The organism is Methanosarcina sp. (assembly GCF_049706645.1).
Lineage (GTDB): Archaea > Halobacteriota > Methanosarcinia > Methanosarcinales > Methanosarcinaceae > Methanosarcina.
In genome coordinates this window covers 1-24,112 of sequence record NZ_JBNAKP010000002.1, presented here as the reverse complement: position 1 = coordinate 24,112, position 24,112 = coordinate 1, and the positions used below count along the sequence as shown (strand labels likewise).

Annotated in this window: 23 protein-coding genes; 17 read left to right on the top strand and 6 right to left on the bottom strand. The window is 45.9% G+C overall.

Going from position 1 to position 24,112, the window contains the following annotated elements; genetic code table 11:
• Positions 1-58 precede the first annotated feature (58 nt).
• From ACPK8D_RS00520 to ACPK8D_RS00495, 6 genes are all read right to left on the bottom strand, one after another.
• Positions 59-460: a hypothetical protein gene (locus ACPK8D_RS00520; protein WP_424715889.1), complete on the bottom strand. Its 402-nt coding sequence runs from the start codon at positions 458-460 to the stop codon at positions 59-61.
• Positions 461-652: 192 nt separating this feature from the next.
• Positions 653-940: a MazG nucleotide pyrophosphohydrolase domain-containing protein gene (locus tag ACPK8D_RS00515; RefSeq protein WP_424715888.1), complete on the bottom strand. Its 288-nt coding sequence runs from the start codon at positions 938-940 to the stop codon at positions 653-655.
• 202 nt (positions 941-1,142) lie between these two features.
• Positions 1,143-1,964, bottom strand: a complete 822-nt coding sequence (gene hisF, locus ACPK8D_RS00510; protein ID WP_424715887.1) for an imidazole glycerol phosphate synthase subunit HisF — start codon at positions 1,962-1,964, stop codon at positions 1,143-1,145.
• Between the two features lie 230 nt (positions 1,965-2,194).
• Complete coding sequence (locus ACPK8D_RS00505; protein WP_424715886.1) at positions 2,195-2,659, bottom strand: bifunctional nuclease family protein; 465 nt, start codon at positions 2,657-2,659, stop codon at positions 2,195-2,197.
• 135 nt (positions 2,660-2,794) lie between these two features.
• Positions 2,795-3,526 (bottom strand): protein-L-isoaspartate O-methyltransferase, encoded by a 732-nt coding sequence (locus ACPK8D_RS00500; protein WP_424715885.1) that lies wholly within the window; start codon positions 3,524-3,526, stop codon positions 2,795-2,797.
• Positions 3,468-4,103: an HVO_0476 family zinc finger protein gene (locus ACPK8D_RS00495; protein ID WP_424715884.1), complete on the bottom strand. Its 636-nt coding sequence runs from the start codon at positions 4,101-4,103 to the stop codon at positions 3,468-3,470. Before ACPK8D_RS00495 ends, ACPK8D_RS00500 begins: the two co-directional genes overlap by 59 nt.
• A gap of 169 nt (positions 4,104-4,272) precedes the next feature.
• Here ACPK8D_RS00495 and ACPK8D_RS00490 point away from each other — a divergent pair, with 169 nt between their 5' ends.
• The 17 genes from ACPK8D_RS00490 (at position 4,273) to ACPK8D_RS00410 (ending at position 23,861) form a co-directional block, all read left to right on the top strand.
• Positions 4,273-4,950 (top strand): winged helix-turn-helix domain-containing protein/riboflavin kinase, encoded by a 678-nt coding sequence (locus tag ACPK8D_RS00490; protein WP_424715883.1) that lies wholly within the window; start codon positions 4,273-4,275, stop codon positions 4,948-4,950.
• The gene (gene ribB, locus ACPK8D_RS00485) at positions 4,947-5,687 is read left to right on the top strand and encodes a 3,4-dihydroxy-2-butanone-4-phosphate synthase (RefSeq protein ID WP_424715882.1); all 741 of its coding nucleotides are present in this window, start codon (positions 4,947-4,949) and stop codon (positions 5,685-5,687) included. Before ACPK8D_RS00490 ends, ribB begins: the two co-directional genes overlap by 4 nt.
• A gap of 199 nt (positions 5,688-5,886) precedes the next feature.
• Positions 5,887-6,783 (top strand): cation diffusion facilitator family transporter, encoded by an 897-nt coding sequence (locus ACPK8D_RS00480; protein WP_424715881.1) that lies wholly within the window; start codon positions 5,887-5,889, stop codon positions 6,781-6,783.
• 5 nt (positions 6,784-6,788) lie between these two features.
• Positions 6,789-7,886, top strand: coding sequence for a chorismate synthase (aroC, locus tag ACPK8D_RS00475; RefSeq protein ID WP_424715880.1), 1,098 nt, complete (start codon positions 6,789-6,791; stop codon positions 7,884-7,886).
• 296 nt (positions 7,887-8,182) lie between these two features.
• On the top strand, positions 8,183-12,301 hold the full coding sequence (locus ACPK8D_RS00470) for a PAS domain S-box protein (RefSeq protein WP_424715879.1): 4,119 nt from the start codon (positions 8,183-8,185) through the stop codon (positions 12,299-12,301).
• Between the two features lie 584 nt (positions 12,302-12,885).
• Entirely contained in the window at positions 12,886-13,935 is a 1,050-nt protein-coding gene (gene ahbD / locus ACPK8D_RS00465; RefSeq protein ID WP_424715878.1) for a heme b synthase, read from the top strand.
• Between the two features lie 11 nt (positions 13,936-13,946).
• Complete coding sequence (gene ahbA, locus ACPK8D_RS00460) at positions 13,947-14,495, top strand: siroheme decarboxylase subunit alpha (RefSeq protein ID WP_424715896.1); 549 nt, start codon at positions 13,947-13,949, stop codon at positions 14,493-14,495.
• 4 nt (positions 14,496-14,499) lie between these two features.
• On the top strand, positions 14,500-14,958 hold the full coding sequence (ahbB, locus tag ACPK8D_RS00455) for a siroheme decarboxylase subunit beta (protein ID WP_424715877.1): 459 nt from the start codon (positions 14,500-14,502) through the stop codon (positions 14,956-14,958).
• Positions 14,959-14,997: 39 nt separating this feature from the next.
• Positions 14,998-15,672, top strand: a complete 675-nt coding sequence (locus ACPK8D_RS00450) for a precorrin-2 dehydrogenase/sirohydrochlorin ferrochelatase family protein (protein ID WP_424715876.1) — start codon at positions 14,998-15,000, stop codon at positions 15,670-15,672.
• A gap of 244 nt (positions 15,673-15,916) precedes the next feature.
• Entirely contained in the window at positions 15,917-17,239 is a 1,323-nt protein-coding gene (gene hemA, locus ACPK8D_RS00445) for a glutamyl-tRNA reductase (RefSeq protein ID WP_424715875.1), read from the top strand.
• A gap of 47 nt (positions 17,240-17,286) precedes the next feature.
• Entirely contained in the window at positions 17,287-18,261 is a 975-nt protein-coding gene (gene hemB / locus ACPK8D_RS00440) for a porphobilinogen synthase (RefSeq protein WP_424715874.1), read from the top strand.
• Positions 18,262-18,776: 515 nt separating this feature from the next.
• A complete protein-coding gene (gene hemL / locus ACPK8D_RS00435) occupies positions 18,777-20,051 on the top strand; it encodes a glutamate-1-semialdehyde 2,1-aminomutase (protein WP_424715873.1) in 1,275 nt (424 codons plus the stop codon).
• Between the two features lie 32 nt (positions 20,052-20,083).
• Positions 20,084-21,034 carry a hydroxymethylbilane synthase gene (gene hemC / locus ACPK8D_RS00430; protein WP_424715872.1) on the top strand — a complete coding sequence of 317 codons (951 nt, stop codon included), beginning with the start codon at positions 20,084-20,086 and terminating at the stop codon, positions 21,032-21,034.
• 28 nt (positions 21,035-21,062) lie between these two features.
• Positions 21,063-21,968 carry a dihydroorotate dehydrogenase gene (locus ACPK8D_RS00425; RefSeq protein WP_424715895.1) on the top strand — a complete coding sequence of 302 codons (906 nt, stop codon included), beginning with the start codon at positions 21,063-21,065 and terminating at the stop codon, positions 21,966-21,968.
• Entirely contained in the window at positions 21,968-22,747 is a 780-nt protein-coding gene (locus tag ACPK8D_RS00420; RefSeq protein WP_424715871.1) for a dihydroorotate dehydrogenase electron transfer subunit, read from the top strand. Before ACPK8D_RS00425 ends, ACPK8D_RS00420 begins: the two co-directional genes overlap by 1 nt.
• 74 nt (positions 22,748-22,821) lie before the next feature.
• On the top strand, positions 22,822-23,556 hold the full coding sequence (locus ACPK8D_RS00415; protein ID WP_424715870.1) for a fumarylacetoacetate hydrolase family protein: 735 nt from the start codon (positions 22,822-22,824) through the stop codon (positions 23,554-23,556).
• Entirely contained in the window at positions 23,556-23,861 is a 306-nt protein-coding gene (locus tag ACPK8D_RS00410) for a hypothetical protein (protein WP_424715869.1), read from the top strand. The genes ACPK8D_RS00415 and ACPK8D_RS00410 overlap by 1 nt, the downstream gene beginning before the upstream one ends.
• The last annotated feature ends 251 nt before the right edge of the window (positions 23,862-24,112 follow it).

Sequence of the window (24,112 nt, the reverse complement as noted above, 5' to 3'; positions counted from 1 at the left end):
ATAAAAAAGATGAGCAGCTTGAAAGCTGCCGGACAGGCCGGATGCTTATGTTTATGGATTACGCTTTTGGCCCTATTATCCAGCTCACGGTTCTCCCGGTTTTCTCATCCTTTGAGGCGTCACAGAGCATCTTTCCATCGTGCATGTGGCATTCGCAGGAGTAACCGAGCTGGTCTGTTTTTCCCACGTATCTGAAGTGTATCTTGCAGTACCCTTCCGTACACCCCAGCCCGTATTTGACCCAGCCCTCAATGTCCGCTCCGCCTTCGCAGCTCCCTTCGCATGCAACCAGCTGAAAGCCCTTTTCCTCATAAGACTCGATTTTAGCTGGAGCCTGGTGTCCTTTTTTGTATTTCCCTTTTTCAATTTTCTGGGCCTGGAGCACAAGGTCCTCGCCAGTATTGTTAAGGATCTTCAATTGAAAACCCTCAAAAAGTTCCATGTTTTCGGCTTCTGACATGTGTATTTCCCCGATAAATGAAATCCAGATAAGAATTCCGCATAACAGATTGACTCTAATAAATAAAAAAGTATCTCAAAATATATGGAAGTATCTGTGTGAAAAATCTCCTAAAGGGCAAAGCCAGGGATAATATAAGTTAAAAAAGGAATCCTGAAAATCAGGTTTCCGGAATAAGATAGCTTACCGCGTTCAATCCGTACAGATACAGGGTTTTTGCTTGCAGCCAGGGCACATACCAGGGTACTTTTTAAGGAAGGCTTCTTCAAGGTTTACGCCATAGAGATTGGCAAGTGCCCCTATCCAGGCAAAGCAGTCTGCAAGTTCCTCTTCTATATTTTCTGGCTCTTCCCTGCGAATAGCTTCTGCAAGTTCTCCAACTTCTTCAACCAGCCAGAGCATGGTAGCTTTGCCTCCCCTCTTCCTGTCATTATGCGCATAGAGTTCGTACATCAGTCTCTGGAATTCTGAGATCTCCATTGTCCTTCCCCACTCCCTTCATATTATTGCGGAAAACCTATTTAATTCCGCAATAATATTTTAAGTATTGTAACACTGTTTTAACTTAGAGTAATATATTAGTTATTCCAACACTATTTTATTAGCTACTCTAATAATATTTTTGTCGCCTTGGTGGCAGTTGCCTGGCTTATTTTTGTCTTTTACCCTCTTTTCCTGAGTTTTAAAGCCTTACAGGGATTTCCCGCTCTCTGAGATATTCTTTAACTTCCTTGATTGAATATTCCCTGAAGTGGAAGATGCTTGCTGCAAGAGCAGCATCGGCTTTTCCGAGAGAGAATCCTTCGTAGATGTGCTGAGGGTTTCCGACTCCTCCTGAGGCTATAATCGGGATATCAAGCTCTTCTGAGAGTTTTCTCGTAATTGGCAGGTCATAGCCTGCATAAGTTCCGTCCCGATCCATACTTGTGAGCAGGATTTCTCCGGAGCCCAGTTCTTCTGCCCTTCTTGCCCACTGCACGGCATCGATTCCAGTCGCTTCCCTGCCTCCGTAGATTACCACTTCATACCAGGCAGGAGTTCCGTCCTCGAGTTCCAGGATAGTTTTGTCAGGATTATTATTCATATCGAAATTTCGCCTGCAGTCAATCGCAGTAACAATACACTGGGCTCCGAAGATATCCGAAGATTTTTTGATGAAGTCAGGGTTCTTGACTGCAGAGGTGTTAACTGAGACTTTGTCTGCGCCTGCCCTGAGAATCTGGCGAATTGCATCAATGGAATTTATTCCCCCTCCAATCGTAAGAGGAATGAAAACCTCGTCTGCAGTCCTTTCAATCACATCGATCATGGTTTCCCTGCCGTGGGCAGAGGCTGTGATGTCCAGAAAAACAAGTTCGTCAGCGCCCTCTTCATTGTAGCGCTTGGCGAGTTCCACAGGGTCTCCGGCCTCTTTGAGGTCCACGAACTCAACACCCTTGACAACACAGCCGCCTGCTCTGTCAAGGGTCACATCAAGGCATGGTATTATTCTTTTGGTGAGCATCTATGGGATAATAAATTTAACTGTTATTAAAAGCTTATTGAAATTAAATCAACAACAGTCCATCAGATAGCCGTCTCTAAAAGAATATTTAGATTAATCATTAAAAGGAAAGAAACATGCCGATAAACAGAATTCGAAAGGCGACTTCTCACAGGCCGAAAAGACACAATCAAGCGGAGGTAAGCGAAGGTTTTCAGGCTCAGAAAAAAAATTCTGCGCGCCAAATCGCTCTAACCGAAAATGTTCATCACACGGGCGCCTTCAAGCCTTGACATTTCGACTTCGGAACCTTCAAGCACATTTTTTCGAACCCTTATCGGGGCTCCGACACGCAGGGCAAGGGCAATACAGTCGCTTGGCCTTGCATCAAATTGCATGACACTGTTGTCTTTTCTTATAAGGAGTCGGGCGTAATAGATTTTGTCCACCTTTTCGTCAATCAGTACACCCTCGATTTTTACTTCAAGCCGCTCGAAAATATTGACCATGAGGTCATGGGCCATGGGCCTGGGGGGAGAAACATTTTTAATCACATTTCCTATTGAGAGAGCTTCGAGATGTCCTATATATATGGGAAGCATTTTCCCCTGCATATCTTCAAGAAGCACAACAGGAGTCGGATCTGTAAAAACATCGACTATGTAGACATCCTTGACTCGAATTTCCTCAAAATCCTCATAAGTGTCGATGTCCATACTGAGTAGATGATTTTACACTTATTAATACCTTATTTAATTTTTTTAAATTTATTAAAAAAGATACTGATAGCTCTGGTCCGGCCTTTTCCCCAACCGGAATCTTTACCGGAACCTTTAGCATTCCAGACCTTTTCAAAAGCCATGTTTACCGATCAAGGGTACGAAAACGACTCCGCCTTTTCGTTTTTTATTTATATTGCCTTTGCTGTCTTTTTTGACGTTATAAAGTTCCTGAGAGCCGCCCCCTACAGGAATAACCATTATGCCTCCAGGCTTCAACTGTTCCAGTAAAGGCTCAGGGATATCGGGAGCTGCGCATGTCACAGTTATCCTGTCATAGGGGGCGTGCTGAGAATAACCCATTGATCCGTCATCGAGTACCACTGTAACATTTTTATATCCTGTTTTTCTCAGGTTCTCCCTTGCAAAATTCGCAAGGGCTTCTATACGTTCAACCGTGTACACGTGCCCGTTTTTTCCTATGAGCTCCCCCATCACTGCAGCATTATATCCTGAACCTGCCCCTATTTCCAGAACTTTCTGCCCTTCCGAAAGTTCCAGGAGTTCACACATAATCGCAACCATATGCGGGGCAGATATTGTTTGCCCGTGGCCGATGTCAAGGGGTCTGTCCATATAAGCTGTTTTTTGCTCATATTCCGGAACAAACTTGTGCCTTGGGACACGGAGCATAGCCTCACGGACTTTTTCATCCAGCAGCAGGTAACCCCCAAGATTATTTACGAGGTGCCTGCGCATCACTTCGAATTTTTCTTCCTCGTCTTTTTCTATTTTATTCTTTTCTTTACCACGGCCCTCTTCGGAAATCACGCTGACCCGAACCTTCCCCTTTCTTTCTCGCAAAAATCCTTTTTACATATTTTGCAAGCACAACATCGCCTTTCCTGGATCGGAATACCCCATCCCTCACCTTGATTTTCGTGATGAAAAGGCGTTTGTTACCCACTTTTTCTTCGGCTCCTACGACAAATTCATAGTCACCAGGCACGCGTTTTTCGATTACTTCGGTTTTTTCAGTTCCTGACTGCGCGGAAAATTTTACAGTTATTTCATCAATGGCTCTGCCCCAGATCGTCTCGGTATTTTCTGCCCTGGCAGTCTGGACGCGCTTTCCTCCTGCGTCAAGGGCAGTAATCAGGATAGGCACCACTACTCCTGTTTCCTCGTCGTCTACAACCAGCTCGTCGTCTACCTGAAGCATAGTTTCGGAATCCAGGTCAGTTTTGTAGGTATTCGAGACGTCCATTTTGCTGACTATCACTCTCAAAGTGACGGATTTGGGGGTTTTGATCTTTGCTGCATGTACCTGTCCGCATTCAAGGCAGCGGACAAGCGGGCTCTGCCCCTCTTTCAGAACCTCATGCCCTATCTCTTCTTCCGGGGAACATGAGGGGCACTCAACTTCAATTTCTCTTGTCATGGTCTAATCAATAGATGGATTCAAGATACTAAATACTTAACTTCTCCGGTGATGTTTTTCTTGAAGATGCATCAGGTGGGGCTTGCTATCAAAAGTTTTATTATAACGGAATGCATAGTCTAACATCTCATTATTGAGATGCATCTCAAAATTAAGATAGGTGGCGACAGTGCCTGACATTGAACACCTGAAGAAACTCGCACTTATAGGGGCAGTAAGCAAAACGATCAAGGTCTCATCGAGCGAGTTTCAAAAGCATACTGGGGCAAGCTCCAAAACCGCAGCAAGAAAGCTAAAGCAGCTGGAAGAGGAGGGGCTGATCGAAAGAAAGATCGTCCCCGGTGGCCAGTTGATAAAAATGACAGAAAAAGGAATTGAAATTCTTAAGAGCGAATACATCGAGTACAGCAGGATCTTTTCTCCGGAACCCGAGATTCTGGAGCTTGAAGGAAAGGTGCTCAAGGGCCTTGGCGAAGGCCAGTATTATGTAAATATACCCGGATACAGGAAGCAATTCGAGGAAAAATTGCATTTCGTACCTTTTCCCGGTACTCTGAACGTGCAGCTTTCCGAAAACAGTTCGGCTCTTCGAAATCTTTTGCGCGAAATGCCGGCTGTCCGGGTAGAAGGCTTCAATGACGGAGAACGCACCTTCGGGGGCGGGAAATGCTATCATGTTGTGGTTGGTGGTATAGAGGCTGCTGTAGTCGCTCCTGAAAGAACGCACTACCCGTCGGATTTGATTGAAATTATTGCACCTGTAAAGTTAAGGGATGCCCTGGAATTGAACGATGGGGACAGAGTTGTGATACAGGTAAAAAAACAGGGTATGGAGAGCCAAAAATGAGCGGAAGTACGGTTTACGATTGTCTTACGTATAGAAACGAGAATATCAACCGGGCGCTGGAAGCCCTGAGAGCCGGAAAAATGATCCAGATCTACGATTCGGACTCCAGGGAAGGGGAAACTGATCTTGTAATTCCTGCAAATGCGGTCACTTTCAAAGATGTGAAATGGATGCGAAAAGATGCAGGCGGCCTCATCTGTGTGGCAGTGGATCCTGTGGCTTCAAAACAGCTCAGGCTGCCTTTTATGGCCGAGCTTGTCCGGGAAGCGAGCAAAGCCAGTGATGTGCTTGGGGAAATCGTGGAAAAAGAGGGTGACCTTAAATATGATTCTCATTCTTCCTTTTCCCTCTGGGTCAATCACAGAGAGACCAGAACAGGCATCCCTGATAACGAAAGAGCCCTGACTATCCGGAAAATCGGAGAAATCACGGAAAAAAAGCTTTCTGGGGATGTAATCCATTTTGGAGACGAATTCAGGACCCCTGGGCACGTTGCACTGCTCAGGGCTGCCGAAGGACTTCTGGATGAGCGCAAAGGGCAGACCGAGCTTTCAGTTGCCCTTGCCCGCATGGCAGGCATTACCCCGGCAATGGTAGTCTGTGAAATGCTGGACGATTATAATGGGAAGGCACTCTCTAAAAAAGACTCAAAGGAGTACGGTAAAGAACACGGGCTTGTATTTCTGGAAGGGCAGGAAATAGTGGAAGCTTATATGACCTGGACAGGCTCGGAATAAGAATTCCTTTTTCTTCCGCCTTTTTATTTTTGTTCCTTCCCCTGGTTTTTTTTATCTATTTTTTAAAACGCAGGATTTTATATAAAGACAAGTCAGTATATCATTGATAGCTTCGTGACAGCTTTTAACTGTACTAATTCTCTTTTATCCCTCGTTTATTTCCGGTTTCGTACAGCTCGATGTAAGGGGAATCAGATCTATGTTGCAGAAATTCAAAAAAGTGCAGCAAGTGCTTATTTATGTACTATTTCTGAACCTTGCAGTCGCGTTTGCCAAAATCGGTTATGGAACCCTGACCAGTACATTAAGCATGGTTGCGGATGGCTACCATTCCCTTTTTGATGGAGTTTCCAATATTATAGGACTGGCAGGGAGTTTTATCGGAGATCGCCCGCCTGACATCGATCATCCTTACGGGCACCGGAAATATGAAACTGTAGCCTCTATTTTTATCGCTTTACTTTTGATCTTTGTAGGCGTTGAGATTTTTCGGAGCGCTTTCGACCGTTTTCTTGTCCGGAGCGCACCAGAGGTTACGGTTATAAGCTTTCTCGTAATCCTCGGGACAATGTGTATTAACTATCTGGTAACAAGATATGAGCATAAACAGGGCGAGTCTCTCAGAAGCCAGGTGCTTATAGCAGACTCCATGCACACGAAAAGTGATATTTATGTCTCCCTCTCGGTTATAGTAAGCCTGGTTGCCGTAAAACTCGGTTTTCCTCTCATGGACCCCTTAATAGCCGTAGTGATTTCTTTTCTGATTTTCAGGGCCGGATACAGGATTATTGGAGAGGGTTCAAGAGCCCTTCTGGATATGTCAAGAATTGAAGAGAAAGAGATTTGTGACCTCGTTATGGGAGTCGAAGGGGTAAAGGGCTGCCATAAAATTCGGACTCGCGGGAGCATGGGGGATATCAAGGTTGATATGCACCTGCTTGTTAAGTCGGATATGCCTCTTGAGGACGCACATCTCATCGCTCACAGAGTCAGCAAAAAGTTGAAAAGCGAATACCGGGATGTTTCCGATGTAGTCGTGCATCTTGAACCCTCCATACAGCAACCCCAAGGATCAAATAGCAAAAAAACCAGTTAAGAAGCATGGCTGGAAACGTTTTCGGGCAGATGTTTCGAATTACCACCTGGGGTGAATCTCACGGCAGGGCTGTAGGTGTTGTGGTAGACGGATTGCCTGCAGGGCTTCCTTTCTCCGAAGCTGACATCCAGAAAGAACTGGACAGAAGGCGTCCGGGGCAAAGTGAGGTTTCTACTCCCCGGCGCGAAGCTGACAGGGTGGAGATCCTTTCGGGAATCTTTGAGGGAATGAGTACAGGCACTCCTGTTTCCATGCTTGTCTGGAACTCGGACGCCAGGTCTTCGGCTTATGATGCAATTAAAGATACTCCCAGGCCCGGACATGCCGATTTTACCTATATGGCCCGTTACGGAATGAGGGACCACCGTGGGGGTGGCAGGTCTTCAGCCCGGGAAACAATAGGTAGGGTCGCAGGCGGAGCCCTTGCAAAACTCCTGCTTTCCAGGTTCGGAATCCGAATTGCCGGGCACGTACTTGAACTCGGAGCCATCCGGGCAAAACCTCTTTCTTTTGAAGAAATTCTGGAAAATGTAGAAAAGACCCCTGTGCGCTGTGCCGATCTTGAGGCTGCCGGAAAAATGCTTGAGAAAGTTGCGGCCCTGCGGCAGGAAGGAGATAGTGTCGGAGGCATTGTCGAACTTATTGTTAAAGGTGTGCCTGCCGGCCTTGGAGAACCTGTATTTGACCGGCTGGATGCTGACCTTGCAAAAGCCCTCATGAGTATTCCTGCCGTCAAAGGCTTCGAGATCGGAGCCGGATTTGAAGCTTCCCGCCTGCGTGGGAGTGAAATGAACGATCCTTTCCGGATAGAGGACGGAAAAATAACCTCTCCGAGTAATAATGCCGGCGGCATTCTCGGAGGAATCTCAACAGGCCTGGATATTGTCTGCAGGGCGGCTGTAAAACCAACCCCGTCCATAGGAAAACTCCAGCAAACTGTCGACCTCAAAGCCCTCGAAAACACTGAAATCACAATCAAAGGCCGGCATGACCCCACAATACCCCCGCGCATGGTACCGGTTGCCGAAGCCATGGTTGCCCTCGTACTTGCCGACCATATGCTCAGGAGTGGCTATATCAATCCCAGGACTCTGCTGGAGTAAAGAGATGCGGTTCAATTAATAAACGCAAATCGGAGAATCTTGCAGGCTCGATAAAACATATATAGATGACAAAATAAATGGAAGAGAATTAATATTCATTTGTCATATGGCTGGTACAGCATTATAAGCTGTCACCTCTCCCACCCAATAAGGTTTTTGATTCTTGCAGATAGATATCGCTCTGCACTGAGTTTCTAAACGAAAGTCTAATTATAAAGTACGGGAGCGCAAGACCACACACTATAGAGCCAACGGAATTTCTGCCTCATACATCCTTAAGCAGGAGAAGATTTGGAATGAGAGAAAGCCTGAGGAAATCTGGTATTGACATTATTGGGGATGTGCCCTGGGGAACTCACTTCTGCCAGTTCTATCAAACAAAAGAAGATTTAGCGGATATTCTCGTTCCTTATTTCAAAGCAGGATTGGAAAACAACGAATTTTGTCTATGGATCACGGCACAGCCTCTGGAAGTCGAGGATGCGAAAGAAGCCTTGAGAAAGGCTGTATCAAATCTTGATATTTATCTGGAGAAAGGACAGATAGAAATTATCCCCTATAGCTATTGGTATGTAAAAGAAAATATTTTCGATTTCGGGAGCGTCTTAACCGAATGGATTGAAAAACTCAAAACGGCTCTGGACACTGGTTATGATGGTTTGAGATTTAGCGGGAACATATCCAGGCTGGAAAAAGAAGGATGGGATCGTTTCGTCGAATATAATGAACAGATAGACAACGTTATCGACAACTGCCGGATAATAGCCCTATGCACCTATTCCCTTAGTGAATCTGAAGCAACCGAGATTATCGATGTAGTCATTAATCATCAGTTCGCTTTGATCAAAAGAGATGGAGAATGGGTACAAATAAAAAGTTCCAGACGCAAGAAGATGGAAAAAGCATTTTTTCAGGCCATAGAAGACTGGGAACAAACTTTTGATGCCGTGCCAGACCTGATAGCCATAATTGACAATAAATACCGGATTGTTCGTGCAAACAGGGCAATGACGGCAAGATTGGGAATAAGGCCAGAAGATTGCGCTGGGTTGACCTGTTATCGTGCTGTGCATGGAACGAGTGAACCACCCCCTTTTTGCCCGCACAGACAATTGCTTAAGGACGGACTTGAGCATACCGCAGAGGTTTATGAGGATTACCTGGGTGGTTATTTCTTAGTAAGCGTCTCGCCACTCCATGACCCAGAAGGGAAACTTATTGGGAGTGTTCATGTTGCCCGTGACATCAGTGAGCGCAAGCAAGAAGAGCACCGGATACGCAGATACAACCATATTCTTGAAGGAATCAACTGGATTTTCAGCAATGTAGTGCAGACAAAAACAGAAGAAGAACTGGGAAATACATGTCTGACTGTAGCCCTGGAAGTGACCGGCAGCCAGTTTGGTTTCATTAATAAGATGGGCGCTGACGGGCTGCTGCACGATATTGCAAAAAGCGAGCTAGGATGGGAACAGTGCCTTATGTACGACAAGACAGGGCATCGTCGTCCTCCGAGTGATTTTATTATCCATGGTTTGTATGGCAGTATCATCATCAACGAGAAAAGCTTCTTTACCAATGATCCGCAGTCACATCCCGACAGTATCGGTGTTCCTTGCGGACATCCTCCACTCACGTCATTTCTTGGCGTGCCTCTTGTCCAGGATGGGAAGACAGTGGGCGTTATCGCGGTCGCAAACCGCAAAGGCGGCTATACCTCCGAGCAGCAGGAGGATCTTGAAGCTATCGTGCCGGCAGTAACACAGGCTCTCCAGAGGAAAAAGGAAGAGCAGGAGCGGGAACAGGCCGAGAAAGCGCTGCTGGAAAGCGATGAACGGTTTCGCTCGGTTCTCGAGAACTCGCTCGACTCGGCGTACCGCATAAACCTTCAGAACAAACGCTTTGATTATATGAGCCCGGTGATAGAGCGGATTACAGGCTTCTCTGTTAAGGATATAGATGTGACAAGCAGCAATGGTCTTCTTGACCGCATCCACCCTGATGACCGCCCAAGGGTCACTGTGGAAATTACTCGGTCACTGGAGGAAGGTTTTGGGGCACACGAATATCGCTTTAAATGCAAGGATGGAAAATACCGCTGGTTAGCTGATCACTTCTCGATCATCAAGGATAAAACTGGCATGGCATGCTTCAGAGCAGGGATCGTCCGCGACATTACCGAACGCAAAAAAGCAGAAGAGGCTCTCAGGTTATCAAATATTTATAATCGTAGCCTGATTGAAGCCAGTTTAGATCCTCTCGTCACAATCGGACCCGACGGAAAAATAACTGATGTAAATGTTTCCACTGAAGCAGTAACCGGCCGTTCTCGAGATGAACTCATAGGTACCGATTTCTCAGACTATTTCACTGAGCCGGAGAAAGCCAAAGAAGGTTATCAACGTGCGTTCAAGGAAGGATTAGTGCGAGACTATCCACTGGAGATTTGGAATAAAGATGGGTACGTAACTCCTGTTTTATATAATGCTTCAGTCTACAAAGACGGAGCTGGCGAAATTATTGGGGTCTTTGCTGCAGCACGTGATATTTCCGAACTTAAAATGGCAGAAGAAAAAATTCGAACACTGGCAAACGCTGTGGAATCATCCGACGATGCGATTATAACCAAGTCTCTTGATGGTATTATTACCAGCTGGAATAAGGGGGCAGAAAAGGTTTATGGCTATTTGGCTGAAGAGGTTCTGGGAAAAAACATATCAATGCTTGAGCCAGATGATTTTAAAGGGCAAATAAAATATTTTTCTGAAAAGATTAAACATGGAGAAAAAATCCAGTACTACGAGACTTTAAGGTTAAAAAAGGATGGAACAAAAATAAATGTTGCAGTAACTCTTTCTCCTGTCTTTGACACATCTGGAAAGCTCGTTTCCGTCTCAACGATTGCCAGAGATATTACTGAGCAGAAGAAGGCAGAAGAAGCTCTCAGATTATCAAATATTTACAACCGCAGCCTTATTGAAGCCAGCCTCGATCCTCTGGTAACCATCGGGCCTGATGGCAAGATTACGGACGTGAATGGCGCTACGGAACTGGTTACCGGATATTCCAGAGATGAGTTGATTGGGACTGATTTTTCAGATTATTTCACTGAGCCGGAGAAAGCCAGAACAGGCTATCAGCAGGTATTTATAGACGGTGAAGTTCGGGACTATCCTCTTGAGATTCAACATAAAGATGGAAGCATAACCCCTGTTTTGTATAATGCTTCGGTCTATAAGGATGAAGCAGGTAAGGTTATTGGCATCTTTGCTGCTGCACGTGATATTACTGAACGTAAGAAAGCAGAGGAGGCTGTTAAAAAAACACATGACAATTTGGAAAAATTAGTTAAAGAGCGTACAGCAGAGCTTGAGAAGGCATACGAATCGTTGAAAGAAAGCGAAACCGGACTTGCTGAAGCTCAAAAAATGGCTCATATTGGAAATTGGAACTGGAATATTGCAACTGATAAAGCACACTGGTCTGATGAGCTATATCGTATTTTTGGACTCAATCCTCAAGAAATAGTCCCTGATCAAAAAGAACTATTCAAATATATACACCCGGATGATCTAGAACGTGTGGATAAAATATTTAAAGAAGGGTTAAAAGGGAAGCAAACCGCCATTGATATTCGGATTATCTTAGCTAATGGGGAAGAACGCACAATTCATGTACAAACTGAAACTATTTTTGATGAGGACAATATCCCTATTCAAGTCAAAGGAATAACACAGGATATTACTGAGCGCATTAAATCAGAAAAAGCCCTGGAGAAAATAGATAAAATTCGGATAAAAGAAATTCATCACAGAATTAAGAATAATTTGCAGGTAATCTCTTCGTTGCTGGATCTCCAGGCTGAGAGATTCCAGAATAAGGAAGTACTGGAAGCTTTCAGAGAAAGTCAAAACCGGATAACCTCAATGTCTCTTATCCATGAAGAACTCTATAAAGGGGAAGGAAACGATACACTGGACTTTTCGGTATACCTTCAGAAATTAGCTGAAAGCCTTTTCCAGACTTATAGCCTCAAGAGTAAAAATGTCTGCCTGTTAATGAACCTGGAGAAGAATACATTATTTGATATGGATGTTGCTGTCCCGTTAGGAATAATTGTTAATGAACTCGTTTCCAATTCCCTCAAACATGCATTTACTGAGAAAGAAGAAGGGGAAGTACGAATCAGGCTTTGCAGGGAAAAAAAGAGTTACGAAATGCATAAATCCGTATTCAGCCTGACAATTTCAGATAACGGAAAAGGAATGCCTGAAAGCATAAAGCTGGAAAGTCTCGAATCGCTGGGGCTGCAGTTAGTAAATATCCTTGTTGACCAGCTTGAGGGAAAAATCGAGCTCAGAAGAACGCATGGAACGGAATTCAGAATTACTTTCAATGTGACAGAAAGATCGTGAGCCTGGGTAAAAAGTATATCATCATCGAATCATCATTGAGGTACTCACATTTAAACGATCCTTCCTGTTATTCGGTAAAGGGGTCTGTTAGTGCGAAATGATTACTGCAACTCCTATTTGTCTCGATTTACACTATGGATTTACATAGGCTGCAATGAAAGTTACACATCTCTTACTGATTTTATTTTAACCAGACGTAAGTAGACTAGTATCTATGAGGAAGACGGAACAGCATTATTTCGTCATCTACTGCGTGAGTCTCTTTATTCATTCCTTTAATCTTTCAGTTATCATTCGATTTAGAAAGTTCGAGAACTCCCTGTTCTCTTTTCTTGTTAGGCAAGGTCTTCAGTCCCGCAATCGGATAAAGGCCTGATTCATGACCCCTCTTCCAAGTCCCGTCTGAAATGGCAGAATATTAATATTACTTTATTAATATGACCTCTCAAGTTTCAATTTTACTAACTTCCGGTAAAATTAAACCTCCTCCATCTCCGTCTTTAGATATGAATGTCACTTTCTAATAATCATTAATTTGTAAATCTCATTAAACTTTGACTACCATTAATAAAAACAGCTAATTTATGATTGCCATGACAAATGCACCAAGGCTTATTGCATGGGAACTGACTGCAGGGTGCAACCTGAACTGCGTACACTGCAGGGGAGCTTCCACTTCCTCGGTTCCGGCAGGTGAACTTACAACTGATGAGGCTAAACATTTCATAGATGAGGTTGCAGGGTTTGGAAAACCCATTCTCATCCTGAGCGGAGGCGAGCCTCTAACCAGGCCTGACGTTTTTGAGCTTGCACGCTACGGCACTGATGCCGGGCTTCGAGTCGTGCTTGCAACAAACGGAACACTTCTTACGCCTGAAATTGTGGAGAGGTTGAAAGACGCAGGCGTTCAGCGGCTCAGCATAAGTATTGATGGCGCCACTGCAGAAACTCACGACAATTTCAGGGGCGTACCCGGCGCTTTTGAAAGAACGCTTTCAGGCATTGAACTCCTCAGGAAAGCGAACTTTCCCTTCCAGATCAATACTACGGTCTCAAAACGCAACCTTGAGGAAATCCATAAGACCTTTGAGCTTGCAAAAGAGCTTGGAGCAGTTGCATATCATGTCTTTTTCCTTGTGCCCACTGGCAGGGGGGAAGAATCCGATGAGGTTTCCCCTGCAGATTACGAGCGCATTCTGCACTGGTTTTATGATATGCAGAAAGAATCGGAAATTCAGTTAAAAGCAACCTGTGCCCCCCATTATTTCAGGATAATGCGCCAGCAGGCAAAAAAAGAAGGCATCGAAATCTCAGTTAAAACCCACGGCTATGAGGCAATGACAAAAGGCTGCCTCGGAGGTACAGGTTTCTGTTTCGTATCAAGCGTGGGCGAAGTCTACCCTTGCGGCTACCTGCCTGTGCTTGCTGGCAATCTCAGGGAACAGCCTTTCAGGGAGATCTGGGAAAACTCCGAGGTCTTTGCAAAACTCAGCAATCCTCAGGAACTCAAGGGTAAATGCGGAATCTGTGAATACAAAAATGTCTGTGCTGGCTGCAGGGCAAGAGCTTATGCTGCTACAGGCGATTATCTTGAAGAAGAGCCTTACTGCATATACAGGCCCGGAAAAAAGTGATAGTGATCGAGATGATTGGCATTGATAATTTAAAAGATCAGCTCCGGAAAGAGGCTGCCGATTTTTCCTGTGATATGGATCCTTATGACGGGGAAGTTCCGGTAATAAAACTTGATGAGACCGACAAAAGAATCCTCAACTTTATCCAGCAGGAAGTCCCCCTCGAAGTCGAACCTTTTGCAAGATTAGGCGAGATTCTCGGGCTTCCGGAAATTGAGGTGATTGAAAGACTGCGTGAACTCAACAGAAAAGGGGCAGTACGAAGGGTAGGCCCTGTCCTCAGCATGAGAAATATGGGGGGCGTAAGCACTCTTGTAGCCCTAAAAGTGCCTGAGTCCCGCATAGAGGAAATTGCTATTTTTATTAACGAGTATCCCGAAGTTTCCCATAATTATCTCAGAAGTGCTGCGCAATATAATCTCTGGTTTACGCTTTCGGCTCCAAATAAAAACAGGCTTGAGAGGATTCTCAGCGAAATTCGGGAGAAAACAGGCTGTCCTCTTCTTGATCTTCCTACAAAGCACCTGTTTAAGATTCAGGTAAAGTTTGATATCAGGTGAAATTATGGATAAAACGGATGTAAAACTGCTCAAACTCGTGCAGAACGGAATTCCTATCACTCATTCTCCTTTCAAAGGGTTTGCTGCCGAACTTGGAATTAGCGAGCAGGAAGTTGTTGATAGACTTAAAAATCTCCAAAAATCCGGGAAAATCAGGCGGTTTGCGGCTTCAATCGGGCACAGGGCTATAGGCATAACAGCAAATGCGATGTGTGTCTGGAACGTTCCTGATGAGCAGATAGAAACAATAGGGAATATCATGGCCGAATTTCCTGAAGTGACCCACTGTTATGAACGCCCTCGCTATTCTGACTGGCCATATAATCTGTTCACTATGGTCCATTCTTACACTCCGGAAGACTGTGAAGAGGTAGCTGTCAGGATTTCGGAAGCCACCGGAATTAAGGATTATACTCTCTTTTTCAGCGAACGGGAGTTCAAAAAAACCGGGGTCAGGCTATAAGGACCGGATCTTGAAATCTATTATTGCGAGGCTTCGGGTATGACTGAAAAAAACAATTTTCTCCCGCTTATGCTTGACCTGTCTGGCAGGAAAATCGTTATTTTCGGGGGCGGCTCAGTTGGAGAACGCAAAGCCGAACTCTTTTCAGGCTGTGCGGACACCCTTGTTGCCAGCCTCGAATTTTCCCAGCGGCTGTACGAGCTTGAAGCTTCAGGGCAGGTGCGGCTTGTTCGGCTTGACCTGCTTGCGGCTTCGGATTCCGAACTCAGGAAACTTATTTCAGGGGCCTTTATTGTCATACCCGCAACAAGCAATTTCGAACTTAACCGGAAAATCACTGCCATTGCACAGGAGAGCGATATTTTGATTAATCAGGTAGACGCTTTAGGTAGTGTCGTAATCCCGTCAGTAATAAAAAGAGGAGACCTTGTTATAGGGATTTCCACTCTCGGGCACAGTCCTGCAGTTTCAAAATATACCCGCAGGCAAATCGAAGGCCTGATAACTCCTGCATATTCTGATATGATAAGGCTTCAGGATGAACTGAGGAGTTACCTTAAGCAGCATGTGGCAGAACAGAGAAAGAGAAAGGTAATTCTCTGGAAAATCCTTGAAAGCGAGGCTGTCTGGAATGGTTTTTCCGAGTCTTATGAAAAAGCAGCCAAAATGGCATACGAGATAATTTCAGATTGCCTGGAAAATTCCTACAGGTAAAGCCTGAGAGAAAGCGAAAGGCTCAGGCAGGAAACAAAGAACTTAAGGAATATTTAAAGAAGTTTCCTGGATAGAAATACTTTCTGAATCAAAAAGCTCTGTAAAATGGAAACTTTAAATAAAAATAATATGTAAATAAAAATTCGTTTATTGAAAAAAGGCTGAGGAGCTATGACAAAGTTTAATTTATAACTCCTTATATTATTATCCTATTTCCTGTATTCATTCTATCCGGAGGCTCTCTGTGACAGAAATCTCAAGTATGGTTATATCCCATAAAAAAGCAAAAGTTGAGGAAATGGAGTCCGCCTGGCACGGAGATCTGGACGGCCTGCTCCACAATCTGTACAATCACGAGTACGTTTATGAGTGCGTCGTCTTAAAAACCTGCAACCGTGTTGAAATTTACGTTGTTTCCCCCAAGAGCAGCAGTGTACTTTTCTCTTTTGCAAAGGAAATGGGAGCTTCCACCCATATTATCGACTTCTATGGGCATGATGAGTCCCTTGAACACCTGCTCAGGCTTGCCGGTGGTCTTGAATCAATGATTGTCGGGGAAGACCAGATTCTAGGGCAGATAAAGGAACTCTATGCTTATTCCAAAAAAGCGGGAACGACCGGAAAAATTCTTGACACTGCCTTTGATAAGGCTATTCAGGTAGGAAAACGTATCCGTAATGAAACCAGAATTAATAAGGGCTCGGTTTCCATAGGTTCTGCAGCTGTGGACCTTGCAGAGGAGATTCTGGAGGGGCTCACAGGAAAATCCGTTCTCGTAATAGGGGCAGGGGAAATCGGAGTCCTTGTGGCAAAAGCCCTGGCTGAAAAGGATATCGAAGCAATTTACATTGCCAACCGCACCTTCCAGAAAGCCGAAGAAATTGCCTACGAACTCGGAGGGCATGCGGTCAGGCTTGATGATATCCAGGCTTATCTTAAGGGCGCGGATGTTGTAATAAGTGGCACAGGTGCTCCTCATTACATTTTAACCAGGGAAATCGTTGAAAAGGCTATAAAAGACCGGGATAAAGCCCGTAAGCTCCTCTTAATCGACATAGCAAATCCCAGGGATATCGAAGAATCGGCTGCCGAACTCGATAATGTGGAACTGTGCAACATTGACAATCTCAGAGTAATCAGTGAAAAGACACTTAAAATGAGAAAAGAAGAAGCTAAAAAAGCCGAAGATATAATTCAGGAAGAGATCAGGCTTTTAAACCTTCAGTATAAGCGCCAGAAAGCCGACAGAATCATTTCCGACCTTTACAGGCAGGTGTACGATGTCAGGATACGGGAAAGGGAAAAGGCGGTCAATCGGCTTTGTGCTTACCATACCATAGGAGAAATCGAGACCGAAGTGCTTGACGACCTTACACATTCCATTGTAAACAAAATTCTTGCCGAACCTACCAAAGTTCTCCGCCAGGCCGCAGAGCTCGGAAATGAAGAGTTCCTTGACGTAGTTTCAAGGATCTTCTGCCTTGAGAAAAACAGGATGAGAGTGGAAAAAATGAAGCCCGATTGCGGAAGTGATTTAAACCGGGTCTCTGAAAAAGGCAACTCATAAGAAAATAATCAAAAACTACAGAAATTCGCAGTTACAGAAGTGATCAAATGTTTCCAGATGTCAGGTTGAGAAGATTGAGAAAAGGAAAGATCAGGAACCTTGTACGTGAAACTACTTTATCCTTAGACGACCTGGTTCAGCCAATTTTTGTGAATGAGACCATCGACTCCGCTGTTGAGATTTCTTCCATGCCGGGTATATACAACCTTCCTCTCTCAGAAGTTGTAAAAGAGGCAAAAGAGATTGCAGAACTCGGAATCCCTGCAGTAATCCTTTTCGGAGTGCCCGCCTTCAAGGACGCGGAAGGCAGTTCCTCCTATGGGGAAACTGATGTTATCCAGGAGGCAGTCCGGAGAATCAAGGCCGAACTCGGAGACGAACTTGTGGTGATCACGGATATCTGCATGTGTGAATACACAAGCCACGGACACTGTGGGGTCATTGATTTCGAAACAAAAGAGGTTCTGAACGATCCCACGCTTGAGATTCTCGGAAGAATTGCGGTCAGCCACGCAAAGGCAGGCGCTGACATGGTAGCCCCTTCCGGAATGATGGACGGAATGGTGGAAGCTATCAGGCAAGCGCTTGACATGAGCGGATTTGAGAATATTCCTATTATGTCCTATGCTGCAAAATTCCACTCTTCTTTCTACGGGCCTTTCAGGGAAGCCGCCGAGTCGGGATATTCTTTCGGAGACCGCTCCACCTACCAGATGGACCCTGCAAACAGCGATGAGGCTCTCAGGGAAGTAACCCTCGACGTGGCCGAAGGGGCAGATATAATAATGGTAAAGCCAGCCCTTCCTTACCTTGATATTATCTACCGGGTCAAGACGGAATATGGAATGCCGACAGCCGCGTACAATGTAAGCGGAGAATACGCCATGCTCAAAGCCGCCGCAGCTAACGGCTGGCTCGATGAAAAGAAAGCCATGTACGAATCTCTCATCTCCATCAAAAGGGCAGGAGCCGATATTATCATTACCTACTTTGCAAAAGATGCTGCCCGCATGTTGAAGTAAGCGCCTTTTTTCAGGCGTTCCTTCTTCTGGCTTTGTCAGGGGCGATAGGTTCAGGAACTATTTCTTTTTTCCCTCCTTCCGCCTCCCCTATCTTTCAAGCCTATTATTCGTTCCTTACTCGCCTGTCAATTTCATCAATAACTGCTTAATAGGGGAAGGCTCTGTTATAAGATAAAAAGTAATACAGCAAGGTGCAAAACACCTCTACTTAAGTGTACTTTAATATAAAATCAATTTAATATAAAATTACAGTTCAGCAAATAAATTCATTTAACCGAATTCGGTTAGATAAAATTCAATTTAATAATATTGCAGTTCAATGTATAATTTCAATTTAATACATAACTTAAGTTTAATTCTGTATACAATTTAAGTTCAATTCAGTGTACAATTTAAGCTCAATTCAGTATACAATTTAAGTTCAGCCCAGTGTACAGTTTTAAGTCCAGTTCAAAACTTCACTTAGATTTATGAATTATTGTTAAAGATTTTCAGTCCAATCCGGTGAGATTTCCATGATATCTGAGGTAACACTTGAGAAGTCCAGGCAGATGTATGAGAAAGCAAAGACCCTTATTCCGGGTGGGGTAAGCAGCCCTGTACGCGCAATCAAGCCCTATCCGTTCTATACGGCATCAGCTGACGGCTCAAAAATAAGGGACCTTGACGGGAACGAATACATCGATTACTGCCTGGCTTATGGCCCTGCAATTCTGGGGCACAACCACCCTGTAATAAAAGAGGCTATTAAAGCCCAGCTCGATAAAGGCTGGCTCTACGGAACCCCTACCGAGCTTGAAGTAAATCTCGCAGAAAAAATTGCAGGGTATTATCCCAGTATCGATATGCTTCGCTTCGTATCCACAGGCACTGAAGCCACAATGAGTGCCCTTCGCCTTGCCCGCGGTTTTACAGGCCGGAACAAATTCATCAAGATTGAAGGTGGATTCCATGGAGCCCACGATGCGGTACTGGTGAAAGCAGGATCAGGAGCAACAACGCTTGGAGAGCCTGACTCCCTGGGCATTCCTGCAGATTTCACAAAGCATACCCTTCAGGCTCCGTACAATGATATTGAAGCGATGACCGGGCTTGTGGAGAAGAATAGGGACGAGCTGGCTGCAATTATAATAGAGCCTGTGCTCGGGAACATAGGTCCCATTACTCCCCTGCCCGGGTACCTGGAAGAACTCAGGAAACTTACCCTGGAAAACGATGTGCTTCTTATATTCGATGAGGTTATCACCGGGTTCAGGCTCGCGATGGGAGGAGCACAGGAATACTTCGGGGTCGTGCCTGATATGACCACACTTGGAAAGATCGTGGGTGGAGGGCTGCCTATAGGAGTTTTTGGCGGCAGAAGGGAAATCATGGAAATGATCTCCCCATCCGGAGCTGTCTACCAGGCAGGAACTTTCAGTGGAAGCCCCTGTTCCGTGGCTGCGGGTATTGCAGTGCTTGACTATCTGGAACAGGAAAAAGTCCATGAAAAACTTAATTCGAAAGGCGATTACATACGGGCTGTACTCTCCGAAATCGTTGAGGACGAAGGGCTTGATTACAACGTATGCGGAATTGCTTCAATGTTCAAGATTTTCTTCGGGGCCGAACCTCATAATTACCAGGAGGTTCTGAAATGCGATAAGGAGGGGTACCTTGCTTTCTTCCACAGGATGCTCGCAAGCGGAATTTTCCTCCCTCCCTCGCAGTTCGAGACCAATTTCGTCTCTGCAGTCCATAGCGAAGAAGATATCGAAAAAACCCTAAAAGCATATACCGAAAATCTCTGAGCGATTTGCAGCTTTGAAAACGAGGATTCCATATGATCATAGGTACGCGAGGCAGCCGGCTTGCGCTTGCCCAGGCTGAGAATGTTGCACGCCTTTTGAAAGCACAGGGCGTTGAGACCAGTTTGAAAATTATAAAAACCAGCGGAGACCGGTTTACGGACCGACCTCTGCACGCAGTATCAGGCGGGGTCGGGGCTTTCGTCAGGGAACTGGACGATGTTATGCTTGCAGGAGAAATAGATATTGCTGTCCATTCCATGAAGGATATGCCAACTGTCCGCCCGCCCACCCTTCCAACCGCTGCCGTTCTGAAGCGGGATACCCCATTCGATATCCTGCTGACTTATGACGGGACCCCACTGGACGAGCTCCCCGAACTGTCCGTTATAGGCACCAGTTCCCTGAGAAGGGCTGCCCAGGTCAAACGCTACAGGCCTGATCTTGTTACTCAAGACTTAAGGGGCAATATCGATACAAGGCTCAGGAAGCTCAAAGAAGGAAAATATGACGGCATTCTGCTTGCAAAAGCAGGGCTTGAACGCCTGGGCTGGGAACTTGAAGGAGAGATTCTTTCTCCTGATTTCTTCTGCCCCTCCCCGAACCAGGGCACGGTTGCAGTTGTCACAGGGGCAGGCACTGAAGCTGAAGCTGCAGTTTCCAGACTTGACCATACCGAAAGCCGAATTGCCACAGAAATCGAGCGCATCCTGATTTCCGAACTTGGAGGAGGCTGTACCACTCCAATAGGTTCCTACGCCGAAATTACGCCTGACAGGAAAGAACTCCACATTCGAGCCGAGGTCCTTTCCCTTGATGGGGAAGAAACTGTCAGGATAGACGAGTTTATCCCTATGCGGGGGGGCATTGAAGAGGCCAGGCAACTCGGGCACAGGCTTGTACAGATGGGCGGCAGGAAACTGGCTGAAGAAGCGCTTCTGCAACTTTCCGGAAATTCTTGCGACCCGAACAATTTATACGACTGAGGATCACCCGCCCAGAAAGGAGCCAGCTATGTATACGCTTACCGGACTTAAACTGAAAAATCCGACCATTCTTGCAGCAGGGGTGCTTGGCACAACCGGGGCATCGCTATGCAGAGTTGCACGTGAGGGAAAAGCAGGCGCGGTTGTGACGAAATCCATCGGGCCAACGCCTAAAACCGGGCATCCCAATCCGAGCATGGTCAAGCTTGACTGCGGATTTTTGAATGCTATGGGGCTTCCGAATCCTTCCTATCCGGGCTTCCTCCAGGAACTCGAGACTGCAAAAAAGGAGTCGGGAGTCCCGGTAATTGCAAGTATCTTCGGCGGAAGTCCTGCCGAATTTAAGGAAGTCGCCGAGGGCCTGCTCCCTGGAAAGCCCGACGCTTTTGAGCTTAATGTGAGCTGCCCTCATGCCGAAGGGTACGGAGCTGCCGTCGGCTCTAACCCCTGCCTGGTAGAAGCAGTCACATCTGCAGTAAAAGATGTGGTGAACGTACCTGTCTGGGTTAAGCTTACCCCGAATGTTTCTGATATTACTTGCATAGGAAATGCGGCTGAGTCAGGGGGCGCGGATGCAGTTGTTGCAATTAATACCTTAAAAGGGATGGCTATAGATATCGAATCAGGGTATCCTGTCCTGGGAAACCGTTCAGGCGGGCTTTCGGGAAAGGCTGTCAAACCCGTAGCTGTCAAATGTGTTTATGACCTCTATGCTGCCCTGGAAATCCCTGTAATAGGGGTAGGAGGGATATCCTCCTGGCAGGACGCGGTGGAAATGATTATGGCAGGGGCAGAGGCTGTCCAGATCGGCTCTGCTGTATATGACAGGCTTGACATATTCTCCGAAATCAGTACGGGAATCGAAGCTTTCCTGCAGAGAAAAGGATATTCGGATGTAAAAGAATTAATAGGGCTTTCCCATGAGATGGTCTGATGCTTCCTCTTAATGCTACAATAGTACGGATAAATGAAGAGTCTCCTTCTGTCAGGACTTTTTTCTTTGATCTCCAGTTTGAGACTATGACCCCTGGCCAGTTTGTAATGGTCTGGGTCAGAGGCGTGGACGAGGTGCCCATGGGCCTCTCGAGTAAGAATTCCATAACTGTCCAGAAAGTAGGGGAAGCAACCTCAAAGCTTTTTGAGTTGAAAGAAGGAGATTCTTTCGGGCTCAGAGGACCTTTCGGAAAGGGCTTTTCCCTGCATTCCGAAGGAGAAAAGACTCTGGTTATTGCAGGCGGGGTAGGAGCTGCCCCTCTTGCTCCCTGCGCCGAAGCAGCCCGTATTTCAGGTTCTGAGGTCCACACAGTCCTTGGAGCCCGGAGTGCAGGCGACCTGATTTTTCAAGAGCGCTTTGCAAACGCAGGGGAAATCTACATTTCTACGGATGACGGCTCAAAAGGGACAAAGGGCTTTGTGACCGATGTACTCAGCGGCCTCGACCTTTCGGCTTATGACAGAATTGCAGTCTGCGGGCCGGAAATAATGATGGCTTCGGTTTTCAGGCTCCTTGAGGACAGAAAGGTTCTTGAGAGGTCCGAATTCAGCCTCCACCGTTATTTCAAATGCGGCATCGGAGTCTGCGGAGCGTGCTGCATAGATCGTTCCGGGCTAAGGGTTTGTAAGGACGGGCCTGTGTTTTCAGGCGTGCAGCTCCTCGATTCCGAGCTGGGAAAATATACCCGGGATGCCAGTGGGCGAAGAGTTAAAATTTAAGTTTGAATATATCCCTTAAAAAAAATGAAGGAAAGCAGGCGAAACCATCCCGGAAAGCAGGAGAAGAAAAAGATATGATTGGAAGGTTCAGATCAGGAGATGAGATTTTTTACGGAGAAATCGAAGATGGGCGCGTGTATCCAAAAGGAGGAGCTCCCGCAGGGATCTTTGAGCTTTCGGAACTTCGGGTCCTACCCCCTGCGTCTCCCTCCAAAATCGTATGTGTCGGCCTGAACTACCGGGATCATGCTGAAGAGCTGCATATGGAAGTTCCGGAAACCCCTGTTCTCTTTTTAAAGCCGCCGTCAGCCGTGATAGGGCACGAAGACAAGATAATTTACCCGGCATCCAGCTCCAGAGTTGAATATGAAGCCGAACTCGCAATCGTTATAGGTAAACGCTGCAAGAGCATCTCGGCCTCAAAAGCTGTGGATGTAATTGCGGGTTATACCTGCTTTAATGATGTGACCGCAAGGGATCTCCAGCAAAAAGATGGGCAGTGGACAAGGGCAAAAAGTTTTGATACCTTTGCAGCTTTCGGACCTTATCTCGCTTTTCCCGACGAACTTGATATTACGGATGCAAAGATTGCCTGCAGGGTAAATGGGGAAACGAGGCAGGCTTCCAGCACTTCAAACCTTATTTTTGACATTCCTTATCTTATTGAATTTATCACCGAGATTATGACCCTGGAAGTAGGAGACGTTATTACCACAGGGACTCCGCCGGGCGTTGGAGAACTTCAGCGTGGGGACACCGTGGAAGTTGAAATCCAGGGAATCGGAATACTTAGAAACGAGGTTGTCTGATGCTGCTTGAGCATATCGGAACTGAACTTGACCTTACCGAGCGCCATCTTCTGGTGCTCAAAAAAGTGATTGAAGAATCTCCTATCGGAATCCTGAAACTTGCAGAAGTTACCGGAATGCAGAACCACAAAGTGCGCTACTCCCTCAGGGTCCTTGAACAGGCTAACCTTATCAAGCCCTCAGCCCAGGGTGCAGTGCCCGGGGACGCGGTCCCGAAGTTCCTGGAAGAATTTGAGCTCGAGCTTGAGAAAATCAATGAAAAAGTCTCCCGCATCCGGAAAATCGAAGCATCCATTCCCAAATAAAGTCCCCCGCAAACCTTTGAGCCGCAAACGTTGAGCCACAACCGTTGAGCCGCAACCGCTGAGCCGCAAACGTTGCGCCGTTTGATCACGCCGTTGCCAGGGGTTTTTCGATCAAACCTTTTTTGAAAAGGTTTGTGATCACGCCGTTACGTCGTTTTCGATCAAACCTTTTTTGAAAAGGTTTGCGATCAAGCCTTTTTTGAAAAGGTTTGCGATCAAGCCTTTTTTGAAAAGGCTTGTAATAAATGAAT

Coding starts and splice junctions, on each gene's coding strand:
- ACPK8D_RS00520 (WP_424715889.1), bottom strand. CDS start 460: ATGTCAGAAGCCGAAAACATGGAACTTTTTGAGGGTTTTCAATTGAAG.
- ACPK8D_RS00515 (WP_424715888.1), bottom strand. CDS start 940: ATGGAGATCTCAGAATTCCAGAGACTGATGTACGAACTCTATGCGCAT.
- hisF (WP_424715887.1), bottom strand. CDS start 1,964: ATGCTCACCAAAAGAATAATACCATGCCTTGATGTGACCCTTGACAGA.
- ACPK8D_RS00505 (WP_424715886.1), bottom strand. CDS start 2,659: ATGGACATCGACACTTATGAGGATTTTGAGGAAATTCGAGTCAAGGAT.
- ACPK8D_RS00495 (WP_424715884.1), bottom strand. CDS start 4,103: ATGACAAGAGAAATTGAAGTTGAGTGCCCCTCATGTTCCCCGGAAGAA.
- ribB (WP_424715882.1), top strand. CDS start 4,947: ATGAGCGGAAGTACGGTTTACGATTGTCTTACGTATAGAAACGAGAAT.
- ACPK8D_RS00480 (WP_424715881.1), top strand. CDS start 5,887: ATGTTGCAGAAATTCAAAAAAGTGCAGCAAGTGCTTATTTATGTACTA.
- aroC (WP_424715880.1), top strand. CDS start 6,789: ATGGCTGGAAACGTTTTCGGGCAGATGTTTCGAATTACCACCTGGGGT.
- ACPK8D_RS00470 (WP_424715879.1), top strand. CDS start 8,183: ATGAGAGAAAGCCTGAGGAAATCTGGTATTGACATTATTGGGGATGTG.
- ahbD (WP_424715878.1), top strand. CDS start 12,886: ATGATTGCCATGACAAATGCACCAAGGCTTATTGCATGGGAACTGACT.
- ahbA (WP_424715896.1), top strand. CDS start 13,947: ATGATTGGCATTGATAATTTAAAAGATCAGCTCCGGAAAGAGGCTGCC.
- ahbB (WP_424715877.1), top strand. CDS start 14,500: ATGGATAAAACGGATGTAAAACTGCTCAAACTCGTGCAGAACGGAATT.
- ACPK8D_RS00450 (WP_424715876.1), top strand. CDS start 14,998: ATGACTGAAAAAAACAATTTTCTCCCGCTTATGCTTGACCTGTCTGGC.
- hemB (WP_424715874.1), top strand. CDS start 17,287: ATGTTTCCAGATGTCAGGTTGAGAAGATTGAGAAAAGGAAAGATCAGG.
- hemL (WP_424715873.1), top strand. CDS start 18,777: ATGATATCTGAGGTAACACTTGAGAAGTCCAGGCAGATGTATGAGAAA.
- hemC (WP_424715872.1), top strand. CDS start 20,084: ATGATCATAGGTACGCGAGGCAGCCGGCTTGCGCTTGCCCAGGCTGAG.
- ACPK8D_RS00425 (WP_424715895.1), top strand. CDS start 21,063: ATGTATACGCTTACCGGACTTAAACTGAAAAATCCGACCATTCTTGCA.
- ACPK8D_RS00420 (WP_424715871.1), top strand. CDS start 21,968: ATGCTTCCTCTTAATGCTACAATAGTACGGATAAATGAAGAGTCTCCT.
- ACPK8D_RS00415 (WP_424715870.1), top strand. CDS start 22,822: ATGATTGGAAGGTTCAGATCAGGAGATGAGATTTTTTACGGAGAAATC.
- ACPK8D_RS00410 (WP_424715869.1), top strand. CDS start 23,556: ATGCTGCTTGAGCATATCGGAACTGAACTTGACCTTACCGAGCGCCAT.